Source organism: Teredinibacter sp. KSP-S5-2 (assembly GCF_032773895.1).
GTDB lineage: Bacteria > Pseudomonadota > Gammaproteobacteria > Pseudomonadales > Cellvibrionaceae.
On record NZ_CP120416.1, the window covers coordinates 4,922,357 to 4,945,523 of the forward strand.

The following is a 23,167-nucleotide window of genomic DNA, read 5'->3' on the forward strand; positions in this document are numbered from 1 at the left end:
ATTCAATTTACATGGTGGCCACGACAATAGAATGGTTTTTACTAAAATAAGAGGGTAACGAAATGTTGGGAGGTCGCTTGGAAATTGATTCGATATTTTTAACAGAGACTCTCGATGCTTTGCCGCTGTTTATTTACCGGGTAAACCTGGCAGGTGAGTTAACTTATGCCAATAAGGCATTCACTGACCAATTGCAGAAAGAATGGTCAGAGCTTGAAGGTAAAACTGCTTTTGATCTTCACCCTGAAGAATTCGCAAAAAAATACAGTGAAGATGACCAAAAGGTTATCGATTCCAACAGTATTTACCACGATATTGAAGAGAATCTGGATACTAAAACCCAGCAGGTAAAATACGTTGAGATATACAAAATACCGATGCGGGATGGTGCGGGTAATATCATAGGGATTCAGGGTGTTTATTGGGATATCAGCCAGCAGTTTTTAAGGGAACAGAAACTAACGAGTAATGAATTACTTTTTCGCACAATCGCTAGTTGCTCGCCGGATAATATTGTCCTGCTAAATCAGGATCTTGAGATCGTTTACTTGAACAAAGCATTTTTTAATGAAAATGTCGAAAGTCTTTATGGCAAATCTGTCTATACGTTGTTATCTCCAGAAAACGAAGATGACTTTCAGCAGGTTGTCGATATAGCTAAAACAGGTGCATGTGCACATCCTTTTTTTGCTTCCGTTCTTGATGAGAATAATGAGAGATTTATTTATCAAGTCCGTTTTTCTGTGGTGGATATTACCTCTCTGGGGGCGTGTTATTACCTGACGTGCATTGACGTCACACAGAAAATTGAACAGGAAAAAATGCTTCGCCAAGCTTCTGTCGTATTTGAGTATGCCAGTGAGGCGATTTTGGTTTGTGCATTAGATGGTGAGATACAAAATGTCAATCAAGCTTGTCTGGATTTAACCTGTCTAAATCGAATAGATTTAATCGGGAAATGTTTTGATGAGTTTGTTGATCCGAGAAAGGATCAATGTTCGTTAGAGGATGCAATCGAAAAAGCCAGGGTCAATAATTCCTGGCGTGGCGAACTGACAATGAGAATCAAAAGTCGTTCGCTGATGCATGTTATCGCTGCGATAAGTTTTGTTGCCAATGATGATCAAGATATACCGAATGTTGTTGTGTTGCTTACTGATGTTACTGCGCAAAATAAGCATCAGGAGGAATTAGAGCATATTGCACATTATGATACGTTAACCAATCTTCCCAATCGGTATTTCTTCGATAAATTACTGCGTATGGCGATGGATAAAGCCTTGCGCGAAAGTACAACCTTAGCCCTGCTACATATTGATATTGATAATTTTAAAAACATTAATGAGTTACATGGTCATCAGCAGGGTGATCTTGTTTTGGCTTCCCTGGCTAGAAAAATTGAGAGCCAGCTTGGCGAAGATGATGTTGTTGGTCGTATTGGTGGTGATCAATTTCTTGTTGTTATTCCCAGAGTTGAATCAAAAAAAGAACATATAAAATATATAGCCAGGTTGTTAGACAGTATTTCTCGTCCAATTAGTATAGGTAAGCACGAACTTTCTCTTATGGCTAGTGTTGGTGTGACTTATTATCCCCAGCAAGAGCCGGTAGAAGTGGATCACTTAATCCGTCAAGCCGACTTGGCAATGTACCAGGCAAAGCTGCGTTCCGATAAGCGCATTTCTATCTTTGACTCCCGGACAGAAAAAAATCTTAAAGACTTTGGTAAGATTCGCTCGGATATGAAGCGGGCTCTAATGGAAGGTGAAATGTGTTTGTATTATCAGCCAAAAATCAATATGCGCACCAAAGAGGTATTTGGTGTTGAGGCATTAGCTCGTTGGGTTCATCCAGATAAAGGTTTGCTGGTTCCAGATTACTTTATTCCGGCAATTATTGAAGATCCTTTAGCAATTGTGTTGGATGACTGGGTGATGGATCAGGCTAGACGTCAGTTGGATCGTTGGTTGAAGCAGGGTTTCAATTTAAATATAAGTGTCAATGTGAGTGCTAAAAGTATTGAAGGGTCAGCTTTCTACAAAAAAGTGGAAAAAATATTTAACGGTATCCCGTCGGGAAAAATCATTATCGAGATTCTGGAGAGTAGTGCTGTGAATGATACGCAGCGTATTGCTACCGTTATAAAACAATGCGAAAAAATTGGCCTGATGTTCTCGTTAGATGATTTCGGTACGGGGTTCTCGACGCTGAGTTTTCTCAAGGAACTTCCTGTGAAAGAGTTAAAAGTAGATCGAATGTTCGTGCAGGAAATGCTAAAGGATCGGGATAGCTTGGCTATTGTAAAAAGCATACTCGCTATGGCCACGGCATTTGATCGGAGTGTGATCGCGGAAGGCGTGGAAAGTGAAGCGCATGCCAAGGCATTAATGGATCTAGGTTGTGATCAAGCTCAAGGCTATCACTATGCTGAACCTATGTGCGAGGAAGAATTCAGGCAATGGCTCAGAAAGTGGCAGGCAAGCTCGTGAATAGCCTGCCCGTATTGATTTAGCTAAAATCTGAACGAAGCTGTGGCAGATAAAGAGTTTGTCTCAGTCTCAATATAGTTGCCTTTGTTGGGTGTAACAGAAAGGTATTCCGCCTCGATTTTCAGTGCAAAGCTTGGCGTGAAATAGTATTTAGCTTCTGCTTGGTAGCTGTCGATATCTATATTATTGTTTGTAGTTCGGTTGTAGTTTACGCCTACTCCAAAGGTTTGGATCGGATAATAGGTTGCGGCGATCAAGTAGCTTTTATTCAAGTCATCTTCTTCCTCATCTATGAGGCTGCCACCACCGCCACCATCAATATAAAGGGGATGAGTGAGATCTTTATTCAGATCTTCTGAGTATGCTGCATCTATGTTCAGATGCTGGCTATTACCAATTGGAAATAGTCCTTCGTAGCGTAAAGCATACGAGGTTTTTTCATAATTATTGGTGTGGCTGTGTTTGTATTTCGCTTCACTCTTTGAGTAAATGGCGCTTACTTCCTGTAAGTCAGCGAAATAATAACCTAATCCGAGGCTGAGGGATTCATACTTGAAGGTGGAACTATCGTTCTCGTCCTGTTCGGCTAAAAAAATCAGGTTGTTGGCAAAGACGCCGCGAAGCGCTCCGCCGTTGTAGTCCGTTTTTGCCTCATTGTCTCCTTCGTATTCTGTTTCTTCTCGCATCTGATAGATGCTTAGGCTGGAAGCATGTTGACTGAAGGCTAGTTTATCCAGAGGGTATTGGTTCGCATGCAGTGGGGAAAAATAATAGCTAAGAGAGCTTAGATATTGTCGAGTTTCTCTCTTGTACTCTAAAAAGTATGAATCGTATGTCGTCTCGCTTTCGGTGTACCCAAGGCTTCCTTCAAACTGATAAGCCCAGCTGCTTGCAGGGATAATTAAAGAGATAAATGCAATTTTTTTAAGCATAATAATTCCGTTATTTATATATAAGAAACCGTATCGCCAGTTGGCGATATTCTCCTGATGTTTTTGTTGTTATTTTTATTATTAATTCTGTCTATTCAAATATATGTTCGTTAGAAGGGAACACACCGTTTTTTACATCACCGACATATTTTGCTAGAGCGCCAGGGATATCTGTCGTTTCCACCAAGAAATTTTTTGAAAACTTTGGCGGTATTGGAGTAAGGCCCAGAATATCGTTGATGACTAACACTTGAGCGTCTGTATCTCTTCCTGCACCAATGCCAATGGTTGGAATTGTTAACGCTTCAGTTATCTTTTTTGCAAGATCGGCTGGAACGCATTCCATTAACAAAATATCTGCTCCTGCGGCTTCGAGTTTTTTTGCGTCGTCAAAAAGTTCTTGCGCTTTTTCTTCTGTGCGGCCCTGCACTCGAAACCCACCCAGTTTGTTAACTGACTGTGGCGTTAAGCCAATATGTGCACATACGGGTATACCTCTGTCAGCCAACATGGTTATGGTTTCTGTCAGCCAGCTGCCACCTTCAATTTTGATCATGTGTGCACCAGCCTGCATGGCTCTCGCTGCATTTTCCATTGCTTGTGTTGGTGTGGCGTAGGTCATAAACGGTAAGTCGGCCATGATCAAAGATTTTTTATTCCCGCGACTCACTGCTTCAATGTGGTAAATCATTTGCTCCATCGTTACAGGAATGGTGCTGTCGTATCCCAGAACTGTCATGCCGAGGCTGTCTCCCACAAGCACCACTTCAACACCACTGCGCTCAGCCATTGCTGCCATGGGGGCATCGTAAAGTGCAACCGTGACAAACTTCTCCCCTTGTGCCTTCATTGCCTGAAGTTTCAGGTTGGTGATGCTTTTTTCAAGTGGTTTCGGTGAGTGAGAGGCATAAACCATTTACTTTCTCCTGCTTGAAGGATGCTAAGTGCGTCTAACTTAATAGGGCAGATGGTTGTGGGTTGTAATAATGGCGACCGCTGCTAATAGATAGCATGTATTCAACTAGAGCTTTATAGTCTTCCGGGTTATTTACCCAGTCAATTTCCGCCGCGTTTACGATTAATAGAGGAGAGCTATCGTAGTAATGGAAAAAGCGAGTATAGGCGTCGTTCAATTGCATTAAATAATCGCCGTCTATGGAACGTTCAGCTGCAATTCCCCGTTGCTCAATGCGTTCCATCAACACGTCAGCGGGTGCTTGTAAATAAATAACCAGATCCGGTACCGGGGCATTGATAGTTAAATGCTCGTAGACCTGTTGGTAAAGCTTGAGTTCGTCATCATCCAGAGTGACTTGCGCAAAAAGTTGGTCTTTTTCAATTAAGAAGTCTGCAACGCGAACTGGCTCAAACAAGTCTGCCTGTCTGAGTTCATTAATTTGCTGGACTCGTTGGAACAAGAAGAAAAGCTGGGTAGATAGGGCAGAATTCTTTTCGCCGGCGTAAAACCGTTCCAAAAAAGGATTTTCTTCTGCTTTTTCTAATAGTGTTTCGTAGTTGAATGTTTGTGCCAGATTTTTTGTCAAAGTGGTTTTGCCCACACCAATGGGGCCTTCGACTGCGATGTATCTGGGTAGGTCTTTTCCTATAAGATCAATTTGAAGGTCTTCGGTATCAATCAAAATCGTCTTCTCAATAAAGCATTTTTTATGTTAGTCGGGTTATGCCTACCGACGTTAATTGGTGTTTTAGTTGCGCAACTTTTCTGCCATCAGGCAGTAAAAGTTCGCTATCCAAATCGTATAGTGGAAATACCACAAAATTCCGTTCTTCTATACGAGGGTGGGGTATTTCTAGTCGCTCACTCATTATGATCGAGTTGCCGTACAGCAATATGTCCAAATCCAGCGTTCTTGCTCCCCAGCGTATTTCTCTGGTTCGGCCTTGTTGATTCTCGATGGATTGTAACGCGTCCAGTAACGAATCAGCCGACAGTTCGGTCTCAATCTTAATGACGCCATTGACATAATCCGGTTGATCTCCCGGACCTACAGCTGTACTGCTATACCAGGGGGAACGTGACAGAACTTGTGTGCTCTGAATGGCTTCTATGCATTGGCAGGCCTGTTCCACCTGAGCCAAGGGGTTAGCAAGATTGCTACCGAGGCCGACATAAGATATCACTCGGTTGGTCATGAGTCTGCTTTGTTTGTCGGGTTTTTGCGGGGACGTCGGTTTCTATTGGGTCGCTTCTTACCTTTTCCTTTTAACGAAGCAATCAGCTTCTCCTTGCCCTCTTTGTCTACAGACTGGAAACGAGTCCACCAGAGTCCCAAGCCATCGAGTTTCTCGCCAGCTTGTTCCCGTAACAGCATAAAATCATAGGCCGCGCGGAATCTTGGGTGTTCCATCAGTACGTAGGCTCTTCTTCCGTCCCGTCTTGGGAGACGCAGTTGCAGGCTCCATATCTCTCGCACAACAATCAGAAAACGCTTGGGTATCGCTGTATGCCCAAGTTGTTGGCTAATAATGCCCTGAGCTGCACGTTGCATGGCCTCTTGAGGGGAAATATTGTGTTCCTTAAGGGCCCGCATTTCTGCCTGCAGCTGTGGCCAAAGCATGGCGGCATAGATAAATGCCGGGGTAACACGTTTGTTTTGGCGAATACGTTTATCGGTATTGATCAGGGCTTGGGTAACAAATTCAATATCATATTCGGCTCCCTTTTCCAGCTGTTGCTCTGTGCCTGGGAACAGGTAGCCAAATAAGTGGTAATCGCGTAACAGATTCAAGGTGGCTGTCGCGTAGCCTGCCATAAAGAGCTTGAGTACCTCTTCGAACAGGCGCGCGGGGGGGATGTGGCTCAAATAGTCCGCGTGAGCGCGGATGGGAGCATCGGTTGTTGTTTCGATCCTGAAGCCCAGTTTTGCCGCAAAACGCACAGCTCTGAGCATGCGCACAGGGTCTTCTTTGTAGCGGGTTTCAGGATCGCCAATAATACGTATCAAGCGTTTATCGAGGTCTGCGGCACCGCCGGTAAAATCCAGTACTTCCCGGGTGTTGGGGTCGTAGTAGAGAGCGTTAACTGTGAAGTCCCGGCGAATGGCATCGGACTCGATATCGCCGTAGACATTGTCTCGCAGAATCACGCCGTGATCGGACTGGGAAGCTTGTGTATCACTGTCCGCATCATTGTGGTGTCCGCGGAAGGTGGTGACTTCAATGATCTCACGGCCAAAACGAACGTGGACGATTTTGAATCGTTTGCCTATTATCCGTGCGCTGCGGAAGATCTCTCTAACCTGCTCCGGAGTGGCATCAGTGGCAACATCAAAGTCCTTGGGATGTCCGTCCAGCAGTAGATCGCGCACGCCTCCACCAACCAGATATGCAGCGTGGTTGGCATTTTGCAGCTGATGTATGACTTTCAGTGCAGCCTGGCTTATATCTTGTCGGGGGATCTGGTGTTGATTCTCTTTGATGACTCGCTTTTTGCCATCGGGTGAGTCGAAGAGCTTTAATAGCCGCTTGAGCATAGTATATCTGTTGCTATTCCCGTTCCGTGTCAGCGGAGGATGTTGATTTGTGATTGGGCGCAGTCTAGCACAGGACGTGCCGCTCAAGTAGCTTTCGTTGTTTTGGGGATATCGGTAGGGCAAATACTACAACGGGAAAGCCGTTAGGCTTTCCCGCTAAGAATAGGTGTTCTTTTTATTCTTTTTAATACAGATCATCCGGTTATTAACCGGACACTTCCTTGTCCGCTAGCTAGGTACCGAAGGTACAACCTCTCCAAAGGTAAGTAAGTCTGTTTTATACGCTTTCTGTTCTTATTATTTGTTGTTCTTATTATTAGTACTTCAGTTCGTTCTTATTATTTATTGTTGTTATTCGTTATGTTTTCTTTTCTTATTATTCTTTATTGTTGTTATGTTGCTCGAAATATTGCACACCCCGTGCCAATATAAAAAAAAGCTTATATATCATTGGCTTAGCATAAATTGCGATTTTAATATTCTTAATAGCAATTAAAAGTTTGTTACCAACTGTGGCGGTAAGTGTTACTTTTTGATTGTATTGGTAACAAATTAAGAAAACTTTGTGCAAGGTAACGTTTGAAAAAGTTTCAACTTAAGGCATGGTTTTGAGTTTGAAAAAACTCATACTTAAGGGTGGGGTTAATACTTTATGTCTAGTTCTGATGTGGTAGTCGGGGTAAGCGCGCACTAACATAAAGTTGCGCGCTGAGGACAAAAAAGAAGGCTAATTTCTATTTCCGGCAGTTTGTGTTGGCTTTTTTCGGGGAATTCCCAAACGTTGCCTTCTTTCCCACAGGCATTTTCGGCTTACACCCAGTTTTTTGGCCAATTCTGTCTCGCTCATAGTATCTTGATGTTCTAAAACGAACCTCTGGAAGTAGTCTTCCAGAGATAAATCTTCATGGGTATCAGCTAGGGTGTGTGAAGAATCTTGATTGGTTTGGAAAGAGGTGGTGTCTTCGTGAACTCTGACCAAATCGAGGTCGATAGCCAGCTGTGTGTGATCAATTTCGGTCTCGTTTTCGCATAGAATGACCGAACGCTGCATGGCATTTTCCAATTCCCGGATGTTGCCGGGCCAGCTATAGGTGGTAATCGCCTGTATCGCTTCGGGAGTCAGGTTAAGTGCAGGTTTACGCATTTCGGCGCAAAACCGCTTAACAAAGGTCTCAGCCAGCAGAAGAATATCTTTGCCTCTGTCTCTTAACGCAGGGAGTTTTAGCTGAACAACGTTGATTCGAAAATACAGGTCTTCACGGAATTTTCCTTCGCGGGACAATCTGGAAAGATCTCTATGTGTTGCCGCGACAAGTCGAACATCTACTTTATGGGATTCCACTGAGCCAATGGGGCGTACTTCGCCTTCTTGTAGAACCCGGAGTAAGCGGGCTTGGGCTTCAAGAGGCAGTTCTCCAATCTCATCAAGGAAAAGAGTGCCGCCATCGGCTGCGGCTACCAAGCCTTCTCGGGTTGAGGCTGCACCGGTAAAAGCACCTTTTTCATGACCAAAGAGTTCGGCTTCGATCAGGGTTTCGGGAATAGCTGCACAGTTAACCGAGATCAGGGGTTTGTCTTTACGAGGGCTTTCATTGTGGATCGCATGAGCGACAAGCTCTTTGCCTGTACCGGTTTCACCGTTCACTAAAACCGTAGCGCTGGTCGGGGCGACCTTATGAATTTTTGCGTATAACTCTTTCATTACCGGGCTGGAGCCAATCATGCCTTCAATGGCCGATTGGTTTACTTCGTCCGGTTGGGTTTTGAGTTTGGCTGATTGAGCTTCTGCTTTACCTATTACGCGTTTTACTGCGGCCAGCATTTCATCGTGATCAAAAGGCTTGGCGATATAGTCGACAGCGCCCATACGCATAGAGTCTACGGCCGAGCGTAAGCTGGCGTAGCTGGTCATGATGAGTACAGGGACATCACCTGCGAGCCCGATAAGGTCTGTACCGGGGGCTCCTGGAAGTCGCAAGTCGCTGATAATCAGGTCAAAGGTATCAAGTTTGTGTTTGATTGCTTCGCTAACAGAAGCAGCTTCCTTTACATCAAACTTGTTGCGAGTAAGAAGTTTTCTTAGTGCAGTGCGAATAATCGCTTCATCTTCAACAATCAGTATATTGCTCATGGATCTACTGCCCGTTATGCCTAAAATTGCACCGCTGAGGCGCACAAATTACGCTACTTGCAACAGGTGAACAAGATATTATTGTTGATTTGAGGTGTCACCGAAAGTAGCTCATTAACGCACAGTGTTACCTGTTGTTGCATGACTTGCAAGGTATTCTGGCAGTTTTATGGCAAATTTTGTCCCTTTCTGTAACACAGTATCCACTGGGCTTATGATTTCTATGTTACCGCCGTGTTCCTCGATAATGCTGTAAACCATGGCTAGTCCGAGTCCGGTTCCCTCTCCGGGCTCCTTAGTTGTAAAGAATGGCTCAAGCACTTGTTCGATGATATCGGGCGGAATACCTGGGCCATCATCTGTTACTGAGAAGTTAACAAAGCCTTTTTCAGTCGAGCCTTCGATTACGATATTGGCACCTTCAGAGCAGGCATCCTGAGAGTTAGATAGCAGGTTGACGAAAACCTGGATTAAACGCTGGCTGTCTCCCGAAACCACCAAAGATTCCGGAAGTTGATTGATAAAATTAACCTGACTTTTTTCCTTTTGCAGTTTTAACAGGTTAATCGCTTCCTGGGCGCACTCGTGCAGCTTGGCCTCGTGAAAGTCTTCCTGTTTGTTCTGTCCTGAGTGTGAAAAACTTACTAACGAGTGGACGATTTTGCTCACCCTGTCTGTTTGAGACAGTATCTGCTCAGCGGTTTCGAGTAGTTCGTCGTTATCGGTTTCGTATTTCATGTTTTGAGCCAGGCAGGCAATACCGGTAACCGGGTTACCTATTTCGTGAGCGACACCCGCTGCGAGTCGACCGATCGAGGCCAGGCGCTCGCTGTGAATCAACTCCTGTTCCAGTAACTGCATCTCGGTAACATCTTCCAACAGTATCACCTGACCTTCGACTTTGCGGGCAAAAGAGGAGGGGATGGCGGCTTTATGTAGTGATATCCAATGGGTTTGGCCTGCTAACTCGACTTCCTGTTTGTAGAAATGTGCTTTATCGGAATTTGCAAACCGATATAAAAGCTCTCCCCAAGGGTCGAGAACGGCATCAAGAGATGAACCTGTGACGGTTTCACTTTGGATGCCGGTCAGGTTTTCCATTGCGCCGTTCCACATCAGTATCTCGCCATCTCGTCCTACAGAGCAGACGGCCAGAGGCAGTTCTTCCAGTGTTCTGCGGTGATAAAGACGGAGATTGTTGAGTTCTCCGGCCAGTCCGGTCAGGTGATCGCGGTACTGGCTTAAGCGGCTTTCTATCAGGTTAATGTCGGTAACGCCTTCACCTTCGGGGAGTCGATAGGGAATTTGTTTATCCATGATTTCACTGGCCATGGATATGCCCATTAACCCGGAAAGGTTCGCTTCCACTTCATCCCGTAAACGTCGAAGTGCATAAGGGCGGCTTTCGCTGGGGTTGAGGCCGAGCTTTGCCAATGCCTTGTTCACTTCCGTTCTGGCGGTGGATTTACCAATGCGTTTTGACAAACGTTCTACGATTTCGTCTGGAGAACGAATATCTAGAGTCATTCGAATCGGGTGGCTGAGTTCATCCTCGGAGCATAAATCTGCACTGTATCGTTCATCGTCCGATTGGCTGGTGAAAATTGAAACCAGAACAAAAGTAACTGTGTTCATACCAAGTGACCAGAGTGTGATCTGGCTCCAATGGTCGACTCCCACTGGAAGGGAGTAACTCAGTATTTGCAGGCTTCCGATTTTTTGACCAAGTAGCATCGGGATGAATAGGCCAATCAACCATATCACTACACCGATAAATAAACCGGATATTAGCCCTTTCCGATTTCCTCGCGGCCAGTGGGCCACCGCAATAACGCCGGGTAAAAACTGCAAGGTACATATAAATGCGGCAAGGGCGAGTTCCGTTAAGTTGAAGGTGTTGCTCAGGAGCATGTAAAACAGGTAACCGCCGACAATGACGATGCTGATAAGAATGCGGCGCATCCAAATCAGTTGCCCGTAGATGGCCTTTTGGGTGCGCAGTGGGGTGGCGGGCAATATCCAGTGATTCAATATCATGGTCGCGATAGCGAGAGAGATCGCGACTATTGCCCCTGTTGCGGCAGAGAGTCCAGCAACGAATGAAATGATGGTAAATACGGTGCTGCCTGCGGCAATAGGTACAGCCAGCGGAAAATATTGCGCGGGTAATTGAGATTTTAATTCGATGCCCGCCCAGAGAATGGGAAATATCGGCAGTGACATCAAAAGCAGGAAAAGCGGGAAAGCCCAGGTCACTGTGCGGGTTGCGTGTTTCGCTGGATTCTCAACCACTGTCATGTGAAAGATATGGGGCATGGATACTGCAGTTGCAATAAATACCAGCAACAGGGTGTGTGAAGATGTGTCCTTGACCGGGGAGTACAGGTTTTCCAATTGCTGTGGATGGTTTTTCAGCCATTCGTCCAGCCCTGGCAATCCCTTAAATACTGCGAAAATGGAGAAGACCCCAACCGCCATCAGACCAAACAGTTTGACCAGGGATTCAATGGCCATTGCGGTAATCAGGCCGCGGTGATGTTCACGATTCGAGCCGAATATCATGGCGAAGAAGGCAAGAACAGAACAATACGCCAGGGCCAGTATTTCGCGTGTGCCGAAACCGGCCATTTCCGCGTTAACTTCGCTGATGTTATTCCGGGTCAGAATGTGGATGGTATCGGCAACGGCTTGAATCTGCAGGGTCATTAACGGCGCCATTGCCATCAGCATGCACAGGGTGACTATGCCTCCCACAGAATGGCTGTGATAACGGAAAGTCAGTAAGTCCGCCATCGAATTAATTTGAAAGCGTCTTGCCAATTCAATAAGTGGTTTCAGGGCTACCGGGGCGAATAAAAACAGAGCGCCGGTTCCCAGATAATAGGCCAGAGCGCCGTAGCCGAAATTACTGGCCAGATCGATTACACCATAATATGCCCAAGCGCTGGCAAAGATCCCCAAAGAAAAAATATAGGTGACCGGGTGTGTAACGATTTTATTGGAGACCCAACCCTTTTCGGTGAAGTGAGCAATGCTGAATAAGACGCACAGATAGGTGAGGCAAATTAAAGCGACCTGTAAAAAACTAAAAGTCATTGTCTTTCCCTCTTCCCTGAACAACGTAAGCCACTACAACAAGCAGCATCCAGATAATGTAGGGACGATACCAGGCACCTGCGGGATTGATTACCCAGCTGAACAAGGTTGGAGAAAAAATGTAAAACACCAATAGAAGGAGTATTAGGGGGCGCTGTTTATTCATTGTTATCCGTTCGTCTCCTGGAATCTGTCCATTGTATTACAGTCGATTGTCGATCACTGTATTGATTCGTATGCGATTGATCTTTGTCTAGGGATGTTTTTAATGCTCCACTGCGCTATTAATGAGGTCAGTATTTCCCTTGTTGAGTGCTGTGTGGAAAGACGACTGCAGTCCAGGCCCAATAGTTTTGCCACTTGAAGCAGGTTGGCTTGAGGGGTTTCGTCGTTGACTGCAGGAGCATGGTTTTGCTTGCTGAGTTTCGCGCCAGTGGAGTCTACTATGACGGGTATATGGCCATAATTTATGGCTTGTCCTTGAAGCAGTTTGGTCAAAAATATTTGCTTGGCTGTTGTGTCGAGTAGATCTGCTCCCCGAACAATATGCGTTATCCCCTGGTAAATATCGTCAACAACAACCGCAAGTTGGTAGGCGAATAAGCCATCTTTTCGGTGGATGACAAAGTCGCCCTGTTCAAGGACATTTTCTTTCTGTACGCCCTGGATGGCATCTTTAAATGTAATTTCGGGAGGGAGTCCATATTGGTGGACGGCGTTGTCACAGTTAAGCCGAATAGAGTATGGAAGCTGCTGAAGAATATCTCTATTTCGACAATGTCCGTCGTATATATGGTTTATAGATAATAAACGTTTACGGTTGCAATCGCAGTGGTAACCGAGCTGTTTGGCCTTGAGGTTGGTCAGAGCTTCGGTATAAGCGCTTGATCTGGTGCTTTGATAAAGGATTTCACCGTCCCAACACAGGCTATGTTGTTGTAGTGTTTTGAGTATTCGTTCTTTTGCTCCGGGTTCTTCTCGGGGCGGGTCGATATCTTCCATTCGAACCAACCATGTGCCGGCATTGGCTTTGGCGTCGAGGTAACTGGCTAGCGCGCAGAGAATGGAGCCTGTGTGCAGAGGGCCGGATGGTGAAGGTGCAAAACGACCAATATAGGGTGAGAGTGTCCCCATGATGATGAAGGATACTAAGTCGAGAATTCAAAGAAGGTGCTCGAAGGCACCTTCCTTATATAGCGATTAGCCGGATGTCTGTTTTTCTTTGATCTCGGCCAGCGTTTTACAGTCAACACACAGTGTGGCTGTTGGTCTGGCTTCCAGACGTCGGATACCAATTTCTACACCGCAAGCATCACAGTAGCCATAGTCGTCTGTACCGAGAAGCTCCAGGGTGCTATCAATTTTTTTGATTAGCTTTCGCTCCCTGTCTCGGGTACGCAACTCAAGGCTGAACTCTTCTTCTTGGCTGGCTCTGTCTGCTGGATCAGGAAAGTTAGCTGCTTCGTCTTTCATGTGACTTACAGTACGATCAACTTCCTCCATGAGCTCCTTTTTCCAAGAGAGAAGTAAGCTTCGAAAGTGCTCTTTTTGTTTGTCGTTCATGTACTCTTCACCATCTTTCTCCTGATAGGGAGAAAAATCACGAAGAGCAAAGCTAGGATTGGATTGTGTTCCGGGCATGTGTTGTTCGCGCCTCTCTTCTCAACAACTGATAAAAAATGTATCAATTGCACACAAGTTGGGGTTAGTTCCCTGTTTTCAAGGTTTCCAGTTTTTGCTGAAAAAACCAGGCTGAGCAAGCTACCAGACTTCGAATCGCTATGCCAGTTTTTTCGTTGTACACGGTTTAGCCAAAGTGCAATTGAGTCAAATAACGTGAACCAGTATCGTAATTACCCTTATATCCTCCGAGTATTTTGTGGGCAACCTTTTAAGTATAGTTGTTTTATACGGATGTCTTAGTCACGAGTTAATTTATGAAGTATTTACCGATATTACAGCCTGCAACTTTTCTACGACGATACAAGCGTTTTTTGACAGATGTGCGTTTGCCGGACGGAAAAGAGGTCACGGTGCATTGCCCGAATACCGGCAGTATGAAAAATTGTCTGGTTGAAAATTCCCCCTGTTGGGTTTCCGACTCTCAGAATGATAAGCGTAAGTACCGCTACACATGGGAGCTGGCTACAACCCCTTGTGGCAGCCTGGCTTCCGTGAATACAGGGAGGGCAAATAAATTAGTACAGGAGGCGATTAAAAACGGCGTTGTTCCAGAGCTGTCTGGCTATCAAACGCTGGAGACAGAAAAAAAATACGGTGAACAAAATAGTCGAATTGATGTTTTATTGAACAATCACCTCAAGGATAAAAGAACGTGTTTTGTTGAGGTGAAAAGTGTGACGTTGGCGGAGAGTAGTCGGCAGGGGTTTTTCCCCGACGCGGTCAGTACTCGCGGACAAAAACATCTTCAGGAATTGATTCACGTTGTTGAGTCCGGGAATCGGGGAGTGCTGTTTTTTTGCGCACAACATACGGGAATTGATTCTGTCTCGCCGGCGGATGAGATTGATCCGAAATATGGTGATTTACTTCGCCAAGCAGTGAGCGCCGGAGTTGAGGTGATTGCGTATAAAGCATGTATTACTGAACAGGAAATATATCTGGCAAAAAAAATTCCGGTATTACTATAGCTCTTCAGTCAGGTAAAGAACTCCATCAACAATTTTGCTTGCGACTGGGGTGAGTTTGTCGCCAATACAAGGGCCGGACACGCACTCCCCGCTTTCAATAAGAAATAAGGCGCCATGTACTGAACATTGAATCAGCTCATTGCCGAAATCGAGAAATTCGTCTTCCTGCCAGTTGAGGGGAGCCCCGAGGTGAGGGCAAGTATTGAGGTAGGTGTATATAGAGTCGTTTTTGCGCACGGCGAAGATCTGTTTTTCGCCAAGTGCAAATCCTTTGCAACCGTTATCTTCCAATTCACTGATACTGCACAGCTTCAGCATAAGCAGATACAACTCAAGTTTGCATTTCCGCCTGCTTGGCTTCTTCCACCAATTGCTCCTTTAGGCTCGGAGATAGGTCGTTCCAGTGAACATCCATCAAAGCACCTTGTAGTGCATACAGCATCACTTTGGAAACATGGATGCCGCGAGCTTTAATTCTGCAGTAGGTTTCGACGGCACCGACTTCTGATAAATCCCGATAACTGTTGACGCCAACAGCGTGGAGAATATTAACAGACGCCATACCTAGGTTTTTAAGGTCGATTAAATCGTTTTTACTGGAGGTCATTACATCGGATCTCCCAAGTGTTGTATTTAGTTATTATTAGAATTGTGACCGTACGCTTATAATTGTAACGTCAGCACCAACCTTGAGCTGGGTACTTGTTCTACCCGGAGCCGATAGTCTATAAAACGGACTTTATCGGCAAAGACTAATAATACAGACTTACACATCCAGCGCAATTAGTTTGCGCGAAAATTTGCAAACAAATAGACTTATTTGGCGTATTAATGAATGAATCACTTTTGGCGACTGGACAAATAAGCAGCAATATTACTGATAAAGTACTAGAAGTCCCTGTTCACTATGATGTTATCTCTCCACTAAAAGACTTAAAAACTCGGGCATGGGAGGAAGCTGGCATAGATTTACGCTTAGCGAGTGGATTTCGAAGTTTTGAGCGCCAGCTGTACATATGGAATCAAAAAGCCAGAGGCGAGCGGCCAGTATATAATCAGTTTGGTGAGCAGATTCAGCACTCTTCAGTGCCCAGGGATGTGTTGATGTACGCAATCTTGCATTGGTCTGCGTTACCTGGAGCTTCCCGGCATCATTGGGGTACGGATTTCGATGTATTCGATGCTGCTGCCATTGAAGAGGGCTACCAGCTGCAATTATCGCCTGAGGAGTATGCTGAAGGTGGGCCGTTTAAAAAACTGAATCATTGGTTAGCGGGGTATTTCAGTCATAGCCGTTGTGGTTTTGTTCGGCCTTACTGCCCGAGCCCCGGTGGTGTTGCGGAAGAGCCTTGGCATATTAGCTATTTGCCGGTTGCTTCGGTTTATGAATCGACAATTACTGTTGATGTCTTGTCCGATTTAATCTCTCGCACGGATATCGAGTTAAAAACAGAAATACTGGAAAATATGCAAACGATTTTTAACCACTTTTTTTTGAATCAGCCGCGAAATGCTAGTCATATTTGATTGTGACGGTGTCCTGGTGGATACCGAAGAACTCTGTGCCCAAGTGTTTTCTCAAACACTTCAATCTCTTGGTATTTTATTGTCTACTGACGAGTGCTTGAAGCATTTTAAAGGTAAAACGTTAAGTGAATGTTATAGATGGCTCGAACAGGATCAATCTCATCGTTTACCTGACGGAAAACTTCCCAGCGATTTCCCCGAGCTACTTGATCAAGCGACCTATACAGCGTTAGCAAAATCGACCCAAGCGATAGAAGGTGTAACCGAGCTTGTTGGCGAGTTGAAAAATAAAAATATTGCTTATTGTGTTGCGTCTAATGGCGGGCATAAAAAAATTCGATGCTCATTAAGTTGTGCCGGACTGTGGTCGTATTTTTCTGATCTGGTGTTTAGTGCTGAAGATGTGAAACAGGGTAAGCCAGCTCCGGATCTCTTTTTGTATGCAGCGGAAGCTATTGGGGTACCGGCACGATTTTGCTACGTAATTGAAGATTCTCTTTCCGGAGTTCAAGCTGCCAGAGCAGCAGGTATGAATGTCATTGCCTTTTCGCCAGAAGCTGATTCGGAGCTTGAAATTGATGATCAGGTGGTTCTTGTTTCTAATATGGGTGATGTCGAAAAAATATTATTAAAAACCTAACCGGTTTCTAATTTTTCATTATCATCTTGTGGTGTTTCCTGTCTGGAATACTCTGGTAGTGAGCACACCATTTCGTGCTCCTCAAACCATGCCAGGACAGCACGACGACTGGCGAGCATGTCCTTATATGTTTTGAGCATAACCTTATTCACAGGAATGCTGCTTTCCATCTGTTTTATTCTTGCCTGCAGAAATGCAATGTCTTCTGCTACCTTGGTCACAACGGCATTAACCTGCACCTTTTCTTTGCCGATAACAATTAAATGTTCATCATCGGATACTGCGGTCGAAGGAGCGGGCTTGTTCACTCTTGGTTTTTCTGGAGACTTCATGGTCTACATCCTCCATGCCCAGTTTTGGAGTATATTTCCTAAGAAAATTATGGTGTATAGCCTAGCGTTGCGCCAGAGGTTAATATGAATTCAGGGAATTGGGTCACCAAGTTGTCGTCTGGTAATACAATTCTAACAATTGCTAAACTTAGCCAGTATAAGACGCAGGAATAAGGTGCATTTATGTCTGATGAATTGTTTGATATCGAATTCAGTGGCGATGTGTGTAAAGGTGTGGATGTAAGCGTTGCCAAAAATAACCTGGCTAAGTTGTTTAAAGCCAGTCCGGAAAAAATTGATGCCTTGTTTAGCGGTAAACCTGTCATTTTAAAGCGCAATTTAACTTTTGATGCGGCAAGTAAATATCGTGTGGCGATAAAAAAAGCGGGTGCGCTGGTTAATTTAAAAGAGGTTGTTACTGCAAAGCCTGCTGAGAATGTGCCTAAAGCGAAAGCTGTTTTTACCGCGCGGGATCCTGATCAGGCTCACGCCTCCGCGCCAGTACAGACATTGGATTCGGTTTCTGTTGAAGAATTAGGTGGTGTGGCAAAAAAAGAATCTGTTCCGCCTGATTCTGTAAATGAGTGGACTTTAGCCCCTGCTGGTGAAGATTTGCTGCAAGAGAGTGAGCGTGAGAATGTCGTACCGGTAGAAGTGGATACGTCATTGTTGTCATTGAGGGAAAATAGTGGAAACCTGCTGGATCAGGATGAATACGTGCATGACGTTCCGCTACCCGTGGATGTCAGTGGAATAGATATTGCCCCGGTTGGTGCCGATGTTTTAAAGCCTGAGGAAAGAAAAAAAGAGGAGTCTCTAGATCTGGATTTGAGTGGAATATCTGTTGCGGAAGTAGGTGCAAGGTTGGGTAAGGAAACTCCGGCGCCGCCTCCGGCACCGGATGTATCGCATATCTCTCTTGAAGAAAGCTGACTTTCTTTAGAAGCGTGGTTGATCTGGTTCTGCTTTATAGTTCTCGATTGAATCAACGATTTCTTGTTTCGCTGCATCAACGCCAGCCCAGCCTTCTACTTTTACCCACTTACCTTCTTCCAGATCTTTGTAGTGTTCAAAGAAGTGAGCAATTTGGTCTAGTTTGATTTTAGGGATATCGTCAATGGATTTCACATCATCGAAGTAAGTGCTGATTTTACTTACAGGCACTGCAATTAGCTTCGCGTCTTCACCGGACTCGTCAGTCATTTTTAGCACGCCAATTGGACGACATTTAACAACTGAGCCTGGCATTAGCGGACGATTCATGAAAACTAGAACGTCAGCCGGGTCGCCGTCACCACATAGTGTGTGCGGAATGTAACCATAGTTACATGGGTAGCGCATAGATGTTCCCAAAATACGGTCAACAAAAATGGCGCCAGATTCTTTATCAATTTCATATTTGATTGGTTCGCCGCCCATTGGAATCTCAATGATCACATTGACTTCTTCGGGAGCGTTCTTACCCGTAGGTACAAGATGAAGACTCATACAACTAAATCCTGATATCAGTAGTGTTTTTTGGGTTTCTTTGGTGAGGCGAAGACGCCAATGTAGTTACCGTTAGAAACAGCCTGTATTTAAGCGGGCGCGATTGTAACACAATGCGTTGGATCAAATTTAGTCCCGGATAAACTTGGTTTACCGCGAGCCTGTGCTACCTTAGAATCTGGAGCAGCGGCTATGCAGTACCCGCCGCTTGCGACTTTCCGGGGATGCTTGGACAGATTTGTTCTATGGCTCATATGGGGGTTGAAGCATTAGGCGTGTCGTTTTGCGCTCTAAAAATCACATAAGTAGCTATTTATTGCAGTCCAGTTTTCACCCGTGGTAACTATAAATATAAATCGGGGGTTTGTATGGATGTTCTTATCCTACCGCCAATCTTTGGTGGTATCGGGCTGGTTGCGGCCTTGTTTTTCTACTTTGTTGTCACTCGATATCCTTCTGGAGAAGGTTTGGTTTCCGAAATTGCGGACGAGATACACCGTGGTGCTATGGTGTTTATGCGCCGTGAGTATTCAATTTTGGCGATCTTTGCGCTCATTATTACTGTTCTTCTGTTTATTGGTTTCCGCTCCTGGCATACGCCGGTGGCGTTTATCGTTGGTGCTGTTTGTTCTGCGACTGCAGGTTACGTTGGGATGTTTTCTGCCACGAAAGCCAATGTCAGAACAACTATTGCCGCGAGTACGGAAGGTCCCGCAGCGGCCCTTCAGGTAGCTTTCTATGGTGGTTCGATCATGGGGCTCACAGTGGCTTCCATGGGGCTGCTTGGTTTAGGCGGTCTATATCTCTTATTCGGCGCAGACCCTACTCACGCGGAAGCCATTCACGGTTTCGGTATGGGGGCTTCATCAGTGGCCTTATTCTCCCGTGTTGGTGGCGGTATCTATACCAAATCAGCAGACGTCGGCGCTGACTTGGTCGGGAAAGTGGAAGCGGGTATTCCAGAGGACGATCCACGCAACCCTGGCGTAATTGCTGACAACGTTGGTGACAACGTGGGCGATGTTGCCGGTATGGGGTCGGATATTTTTGAGTCCTATTGTGGCTCAATGATTGCGACTATCGCGATTGCGTCCACTATGGCGGCTGGTTCTGTGGCTTTACTGGCGGGCGATCGTGCTCAGCTTATGTTTGTGCCCCTGGCTTTGGCCTCTACTGGCTTGATCTGCTCTTTGCTTGGTATTGCCGTTGTTAAAATTATGTCGGCCAAAGCACCCGATGTAGCGCTGCGATTCGGCACCATTGGTGCAACCATAATATTCATGGTCGCAGCCTATGTTTTGATTAACAAAATGGGAATACACACCAATGTCTGGTGGTGTGTTGTTGCCGGTGCAGTCGGTGGGATCAGTATTGGTCTTGTTACCGAATACTACACAGGCGGCAAGCCAGTACAAAAAATTGCTAAAGACGGTGAAACAGGGCCTGCTACGGTCATGATCTCCGGTCTGGCGACAGGTATGGAATCGGTGGTGATTCCGGTGATTTGTATTGCTGCGATTATATTTATCTCCAGTTCACTATTACCAGAAGGTGCCGGCGTATACGGTGTGGGTATTGGCGCGGTAGGTATGTTGGCCACGGTAGGTATCACAATGGCCATCGATGCTTATGGCCCGGTTGCTGATAACGCTGGTGGTATTGCTGAAATGGCGGGCTTGGGTGAAGAAACCCGTGCGATTACCGATGGCTTGGACGAGGTTGGTAACACGACTGCGGCAATTGGTAAGGGGTTTGCCATTGGTGCTGCTGGTCTTGCGGCGTTGGCGATTATTGCCGCCTTTATTGAAACCATCTCCCATAAAAACCCGGACTTCACCTTGGAAATCAATAATCCTGTGGTATTAATGGGAATGTTCCTTGGCGCTATCTTCCCGTTCCTGGTCAGTGCTATTACCATGCGCGCAGTTGGTGATGCGGCCTTTGATATGATCAAAGAGATTCGTCGACAATTTAAGGAAATCCCAGGGCTACTGGAAGGCAATGCGAAGCCAGATACGGATCGCTGTGTTGATATTGCTACGCGTGCAGCATTACGTCGAATGGTATTACCTGGCGTGCTTGCTGTTGCCTCACCGGTCTTGGTTGGCTTCTTAATTGGGCCAGAAGCGCTTGGCGGGTTCTTGGGCGGTGCGCTTATCTGCTGTGTGCTGCTTGCATTAATGATGGCCAACGCCGGTGGAGCCTGGGATAACGCCAAGAAGTTTGTGGAAAAAGGTAATTTCGGCGGGAAAGGCTCGTCCGTTCACGCCGCGGCAGTTGTTGGTGATACTGTCGGCGATCCGTTCAAAGATACTTCTGGTCCTGCAATGAACATTTTAATTAATGTTATGGCGATTGTGAGTTTAGTTATCGCGCCATTGCTTTAATTATTATTTCCTCTGATCTTATCCCCCGGTTTTCCGGGGGATTTTGTTTTCTCCCGAATCACTTTCTTATTTTTTCAATCCCCTGGTTTGATAGGTCGTAGTTGCCCTTTTTCAAATTCTTCCAAAGCGTTGCTGTAAAATATTCTTTAATGTGTTTTGCAGTGCGTTCATATTGTTTTGTTTTTGTCGAGGTAATTCTTTGTTATATGAAAAAATAAAATAGAAAATCACCGATTCAAACTCATTGTGAATTTGGGCGGAGTTTAAAAATAAAGTGGCTATAGTTTACTAAGCGAACGTTTTATACGAAAAATAACAATCAAATCAGGAGATATGTATGCTTCGCTTGTGGAACTTTATTTTATTTTTAGCGCTTATTTTTAGTCTGGGAGCATGTAAAAAAACTGAAGCTCCGCCTAAGGGACCGATATCGGCACCAACACCAACTATTGATATACGTCCTAGCGAAGTGAATATCCCGATTCAAATTCACTTGGATAAATTAACTGAACTGGCCTTAAACGAAGTTGAAAATCCTATATCATCTGGAACAGATGAAGTGGATGCCAACGTTAAGTTGAAACTTTTGACCGTTGTGGAAAAAGAGGTAGAAAAAGTTGAACGCTCGGTCAGGAACGAAGTCCGCAAGGTTCGAAAAAAAACAGGGCAAAAATGTAAAAAGATTATTGGTTCATTCCTGAGTAAACTTATTTGTGAGCCTATTTTTTCCCTGGTAGAAATTACGGTTCAGGTTCCTCAGGAAATTATCAAAATTGTTAAGGTATTTGAGGAGGTCTGGGTTGATGAGGTAAGAAATACCAAGGTTAGAGTCAAACATGAGGCGAGTATCAGCAGTTTTTCAATCGCTTTGCAGGGGCGAGCGATTAGTCTGGCGGCGGATATTGATTACTGGCTTGAGTTGGGGGTGAAAGAAGAGTACCTCAATAGTATTCGGGCAACCGTGGATGGAATTGCTACCTGCGGTGTGGGAGAGGAGCTTCGCAGAGTCAGAGTTGAAGTCTATGGCAATATTGATGCGGATGAGTATGGCAACCTTACCTTTACCCGAGACAACAAAAAAATAACCTGGGTGCGAGAGTGTCGGCTGACGGCGGCGGATATCGAAGTCAGTGATATCTTGGATTTGCCCGGTATAGATAAAGCGTTTGATAAAGCCATTAATAAAGCAATTGATCGTTTACCTTCAGAATATCAACTACGACCTGTTATCGCCAAAACCTGGCAGCAAATGCAGGAGCCGCTCACGCTGGCAGAGAATATTTATATCTCAATTAATCCTGAGCAAGTCGGTATCACGCCGATTAATGGAGTCGGTGGTGTGTTGCATACTGGCGCTGCCGTGAAGTTTAGACCGGTCGTGTTTTACGGCAAAAAACCTGCTAGCAGTAAGTTGCCATTACCGGAGAAATTCAGCCAAGTTGGTGAGCAGGGTAATTTCAATTTATTGGTTAACGGGGTTATCCATTTGCAGACTTTGGTCAATACACTCTATGAAGATCTGAAATCAGAAAATATTGAGGTGTCGGGTAAAAAAGTGGTTTTTGATAAGCCTCGTATGTATGGAGGTAAAAATCGAGAATTGGTTTTGGGAGTAAAAGTGAAAAAGCCAATCAAAGCAACCTTATATCTTACTGGTACGCCCACTCTGGACTTGGAGAAGAAAATCATCGCATTCCCTGATTTGGACTACACATTGGATACTAAAAATTGGTTGGCTAAGTCTGCGGATATGTTTTTACACGAAAAATTCCTAGCAATGATCCGCGAGAAAACTGTGTTTGATCTGGACGAAAATACCCGTAAGGTACTGGCTACTATTGGTTCATTTGATGAGCCTGTCGGCCCTGGCGTATTACAAGGGAAAACCGATTCTGTCGGTGTCGAATATGTCGGGTTGAGTCGGCATTCAATTCACACTTATCTCAGCGCAAAGGGCTCAGCGAGCTATCGAGTAACAGATATTTAATGTTGTTACGTAT

General features: G+C 45.2%; 21 protein-coding genes. 7 read left to right on the forward strand and 14 right to left on the reverse strand.

The window, feature by feature from the left end; all coding sequences use genetic code 11:
- The first annotated feature begins 62 nt into the window (after window positions 1-62).
- Window positions 63-2,489, forward strand: a complete 2,427-nt coding sequence (locus P5V12_RS21200) for an EAL domain-containing protein (RefSeq protein WP_316955079.1) — start codon at window positions 63-65, stop codon at window positions 2,487-2,489.
- Between the two features lie 23 nt (window positions 2,490-2,512).
- Here the strand turns inward: P5V12_RS21200 and P5V12_RS21205 are convergent, their stop codons facing one another.
- The 10 genes from P5V12_RS21205 to dksA all read right to left on the reverse strand — a co-directional run bounded on the left by P5V12_RS21205 (window position 2,513) and on the right by dksA (window position 13,783).
- Window positions 2,513-3,421: a hypothetical protein gene (locus tag P5V12_RS21205; protein ID WP_316955080.1), complete on the reverse strand. Its 909-nt coding sequence runs from the start codon at window positions 3,419-3,421 to the stop codon at window positions 2,513-2,515.
- 91 nt (window positions 3,422-3,512) lie between these two features.
- Window positions 3,513-4,337, reverse strand: a complete 825-nt coding sequence (gene panB / locus P5V12_RS21210) for a 3-methyl-2-oxobutanoate hydroxymethyltransferase (protein WP_316955081.1) — start codon at window positions 4,335-4,337, stop codon at window positions 3,513-3,515.
- A 34-nt stretch (window positions 4,338-4,371) separates the two neighbouring features.
- On the reverse strand, window positions 4,372-5,061 hold the full coding sequence (locus P5V12_RS21215) for a deoxynucleoside kinase (RefSeq protein WP_316955082.1): 690 nt from the start codon (window positions 5,059-5,061) through the stop codon (window positions 4,372-4,374).
- 25 nt (window positions 5,062-5,086) lie between these two features.
- Entirely contained in the window at window positions 5,087-5,575 is a 489-nt protein-coding gene (folK, locus tag P5V12_RS21220; RefSeq protein ID WP_316955083.1) for a 2-amino-4-hydroxy-6-hydroxymethyldihydropteridine diphosphokinase, read from the reverse strand.
- Complete coding sequence (pcnB, locus tag P5V12_RS21225) at window positions 5,572-6,915, reverse strand: polynucleotide adenylyltransferase PcnB (RefSeq protein ID WP_316955084.1); 1,344 nt, start codon at window positions 6,913-6,915, stop codon at window positions 5,572-5,574. The genes folK and pcnB overlap by 4 nt, the downstream gene beginning before the upstream one ends.
- Before the next feature lie 727 nt (window positions 6,916-7,642).
- Window positions 7,643-9,046 carry a sigma-54 dependent transcriptional regulator gene (locus P5V12_RS21230; RefSeq protein ID WP_316955085.1) on the reverse strand — a complete coding sequence of 468 codons (1,404 nt, stop codon included), beginning with the start codon at window positions 9,044-9,046 and terminating at the stop codon, window positions 7,643-7,645.
- 114 nt (window positions 9,047-9,160) lie between these two features.
- Entirely contained in the window at window positions 9,161-12,142 is a 2,982-nt protein-coding gene (locus P5V12_RS21235; RefSeq protein ID WP_316955086.1) for an ATP-binding protein, read from the reverse strand.
- Window positions 12,132-12,308, reverse strand: a complete 177-nt coding sequence (locus P5V12_RS21240) for a hypothetical protein (RefSeq protein ID WP_316955087.1) — start codon at window positions 12,306-12,308, stop codon at window positions 12,132-12,134. The genes P5V12_RS21235 and P5V12_RS21240 overlap by 11 nt, the downstream gene beginning before the upstream one ends.
- Before the next feature lie 53 nt (window positions 12,309-12,361).
- Window positions 12,362-13,276, reverse strand: a complete 915-nt coding sequence (gluQRS, locus tag P5V12_RS21245; protein WP_316955088.1) for a tRNA glutamyl-Q(34) synthetase GluQRS — start codon at window positions 13,274-13,276, stop codon at window positions 12,362-12,364.
- A gap of 66 nt (window positions 13,277-13,342) precedes the next feature.
- Window positions 13,343-13,783, reverse strand: a complete 441-nt coding sequence (dksA, locus tag P5V12_RS21250) for an RNA polymerase-binding protein DksA (protein ID WP_316955089.1) — start codon at window positions 13,781-13,783, stop codon at window positions 13,343-13,345.
- A gap of 296 nt (window positions 13,784-14,079) precedes the next feature.
- Between dksA and sfsA the strand changes: the two genes are divergently transcribed.
- A complete protein-coding gene (gene sfsA / locus P5V12_RS21255) occupies window positions 14,080-14,793 on the forward strand; it encodes a DNA/RNA nuclease SfsA (protein ID WP_316955090.1) in 714 nt (237 codons plus the stop codon).
- Here the strand turns inward: sfsA and P5V12_RS21260 are convergent.
- Both P5V12_RS21260 and P5V12_RS21265 read right to left on the reverse strand, forming a co-directional pair.
- Window positions 14,788-15,111 (reverse strand): Rieske (2Fe-2S) protein, encoded by a 324-nt coding sequence (locus P5V12_RS21260; protein WP_316955091.1) that lies wholly within the window; start codon window positions 15,109-15,111, stop codon window positions 14,788-14,790. The two genes, sfsA and P5V12_RS21260, sit on opposite strands and share 6 nt — an antisense overlap.
- 13 nt (window positions 15,112-15,124) lie before the next feature.
- The gene (locus P5V12_RS21265; protein ID WP_316955092.1) at window positions 15,125-15,400 is read right to left on the reverse strand and encodes a TfoX/Sxy family protein; all 276 of its coding nucleotides are present in this window, start codon (window positions 15,398-15,400) and stop codon (window positions 15,125-15,127) included.
- A gap of 224 nt (window positions 15,401-15,624) precedes the next feature.
- Here P5V12_RS21265 and P5V12_RS21270 point away from each other — a divergent pair, with 224 nt between their 5' ends.
- Window positions 15,625-16,320 carry a M15 family metallopeptidase gene (locus P5V12_RS21270; RefSeq protein WP_316955093.1) on the forward strand — a complete coding sequence of 232 codons (696 nt, stop codon included), beginning with the start codon at window positions 15,625-15,627 and terminating at the stop codon, window positions 16,318-16,320.
- Entirely contained in the window at window positions 16,304-16,960 is a 657-nt protein-coding gene (locus P5V12_RS21275; protein WP_316955094.1) for an HAD family phosphatase, read from the forward strand. Before P5V12_RS21270 ends, P5V12_RS21275 begins: the two co-directional genes overlap by 17 nt.
- On the opposite strand, the gene P5V12_RS21280 is transcribed toward P5V12_RS21275, so the two are convergent.
- Window positions 16,957-17,292, reverse strand: coding sequence for a hypothetical protein (locus tag P5V12_RS21280; RefSeq protein WP_316955095.1), 336 nt, complete (start codon window positions 17,290-17,292; stop codon window positions 16,957-16,959). The two genes, P5V12_RS21275 and P5V12_RS21280, sit on opposite strands and share 4 nt — an antisense overlap.
- Window positions 17,293-17,475: 183 nt before the next feature.
- On the opposite strand from P5V12_RS21280, the gene P5V12_RS21285 reads away from it, so the two are divergent.
- The gene (locus P5V12_RS21285) at window positions 17,476-18,225 is read left to right on the forward strand and encodes a hypothetical protein (protein WP_316955096.1); all 750 of its coding nucleotides are present in this window, start codon (window positions 17,476-17,478) and stop codon (window positions 18,223-18,225) included.
- 6 nt (window positions 18,226-18,231) lie between these two features.
- Here the strand turns inward: P5V12_RS21285 and ppa are convergent, their stop codons facing one another.
- On the reverse strand, window positions 18,232-18,780 hold the full coding sequence (gene ppa, locus P5V12_RS21290; RefSeq protein ID WP_316955097.1) for an inorganic diphosphatase: 549 nt from the start codon (window positions 18,778-18,780) through the stop codon (window positions 18,232-18,234).
- Between the two features lie 368 nt (window positions 18,781-19,148).
- On the opposite strand from ppa, the gene P5V12_RS21295 reads away from it, so the two are divergent.
- Window positions 19,149-21,167 carry a sodium-translocating pyrophosphatase gene (locus P5V12_RS21295; RefSeq protein WP_316955098.1) on the forward strand — a complete coding sequence of 673 codons (2,019 nt, stop codon included), beginning with the start codon at window positions 19,149-19,151 and terminating at the stop codon, window positions 21,165-21,167.
- Between the two features lie 337 nt (window positions 21,168-21,504).
- Window positions 21,505-23,154, forward strand: a complete 1,650-nt coding sequence (locus P5V12_RS21300; RefSeq protein WP_316955099.1) for a DUF4403 family protein — start codon at window positions 21,505-21,507, stop codon at window positions 23,152-23,154.
- Window positions 23,155-23,167 lie beyond the last annotated feature (13 nt).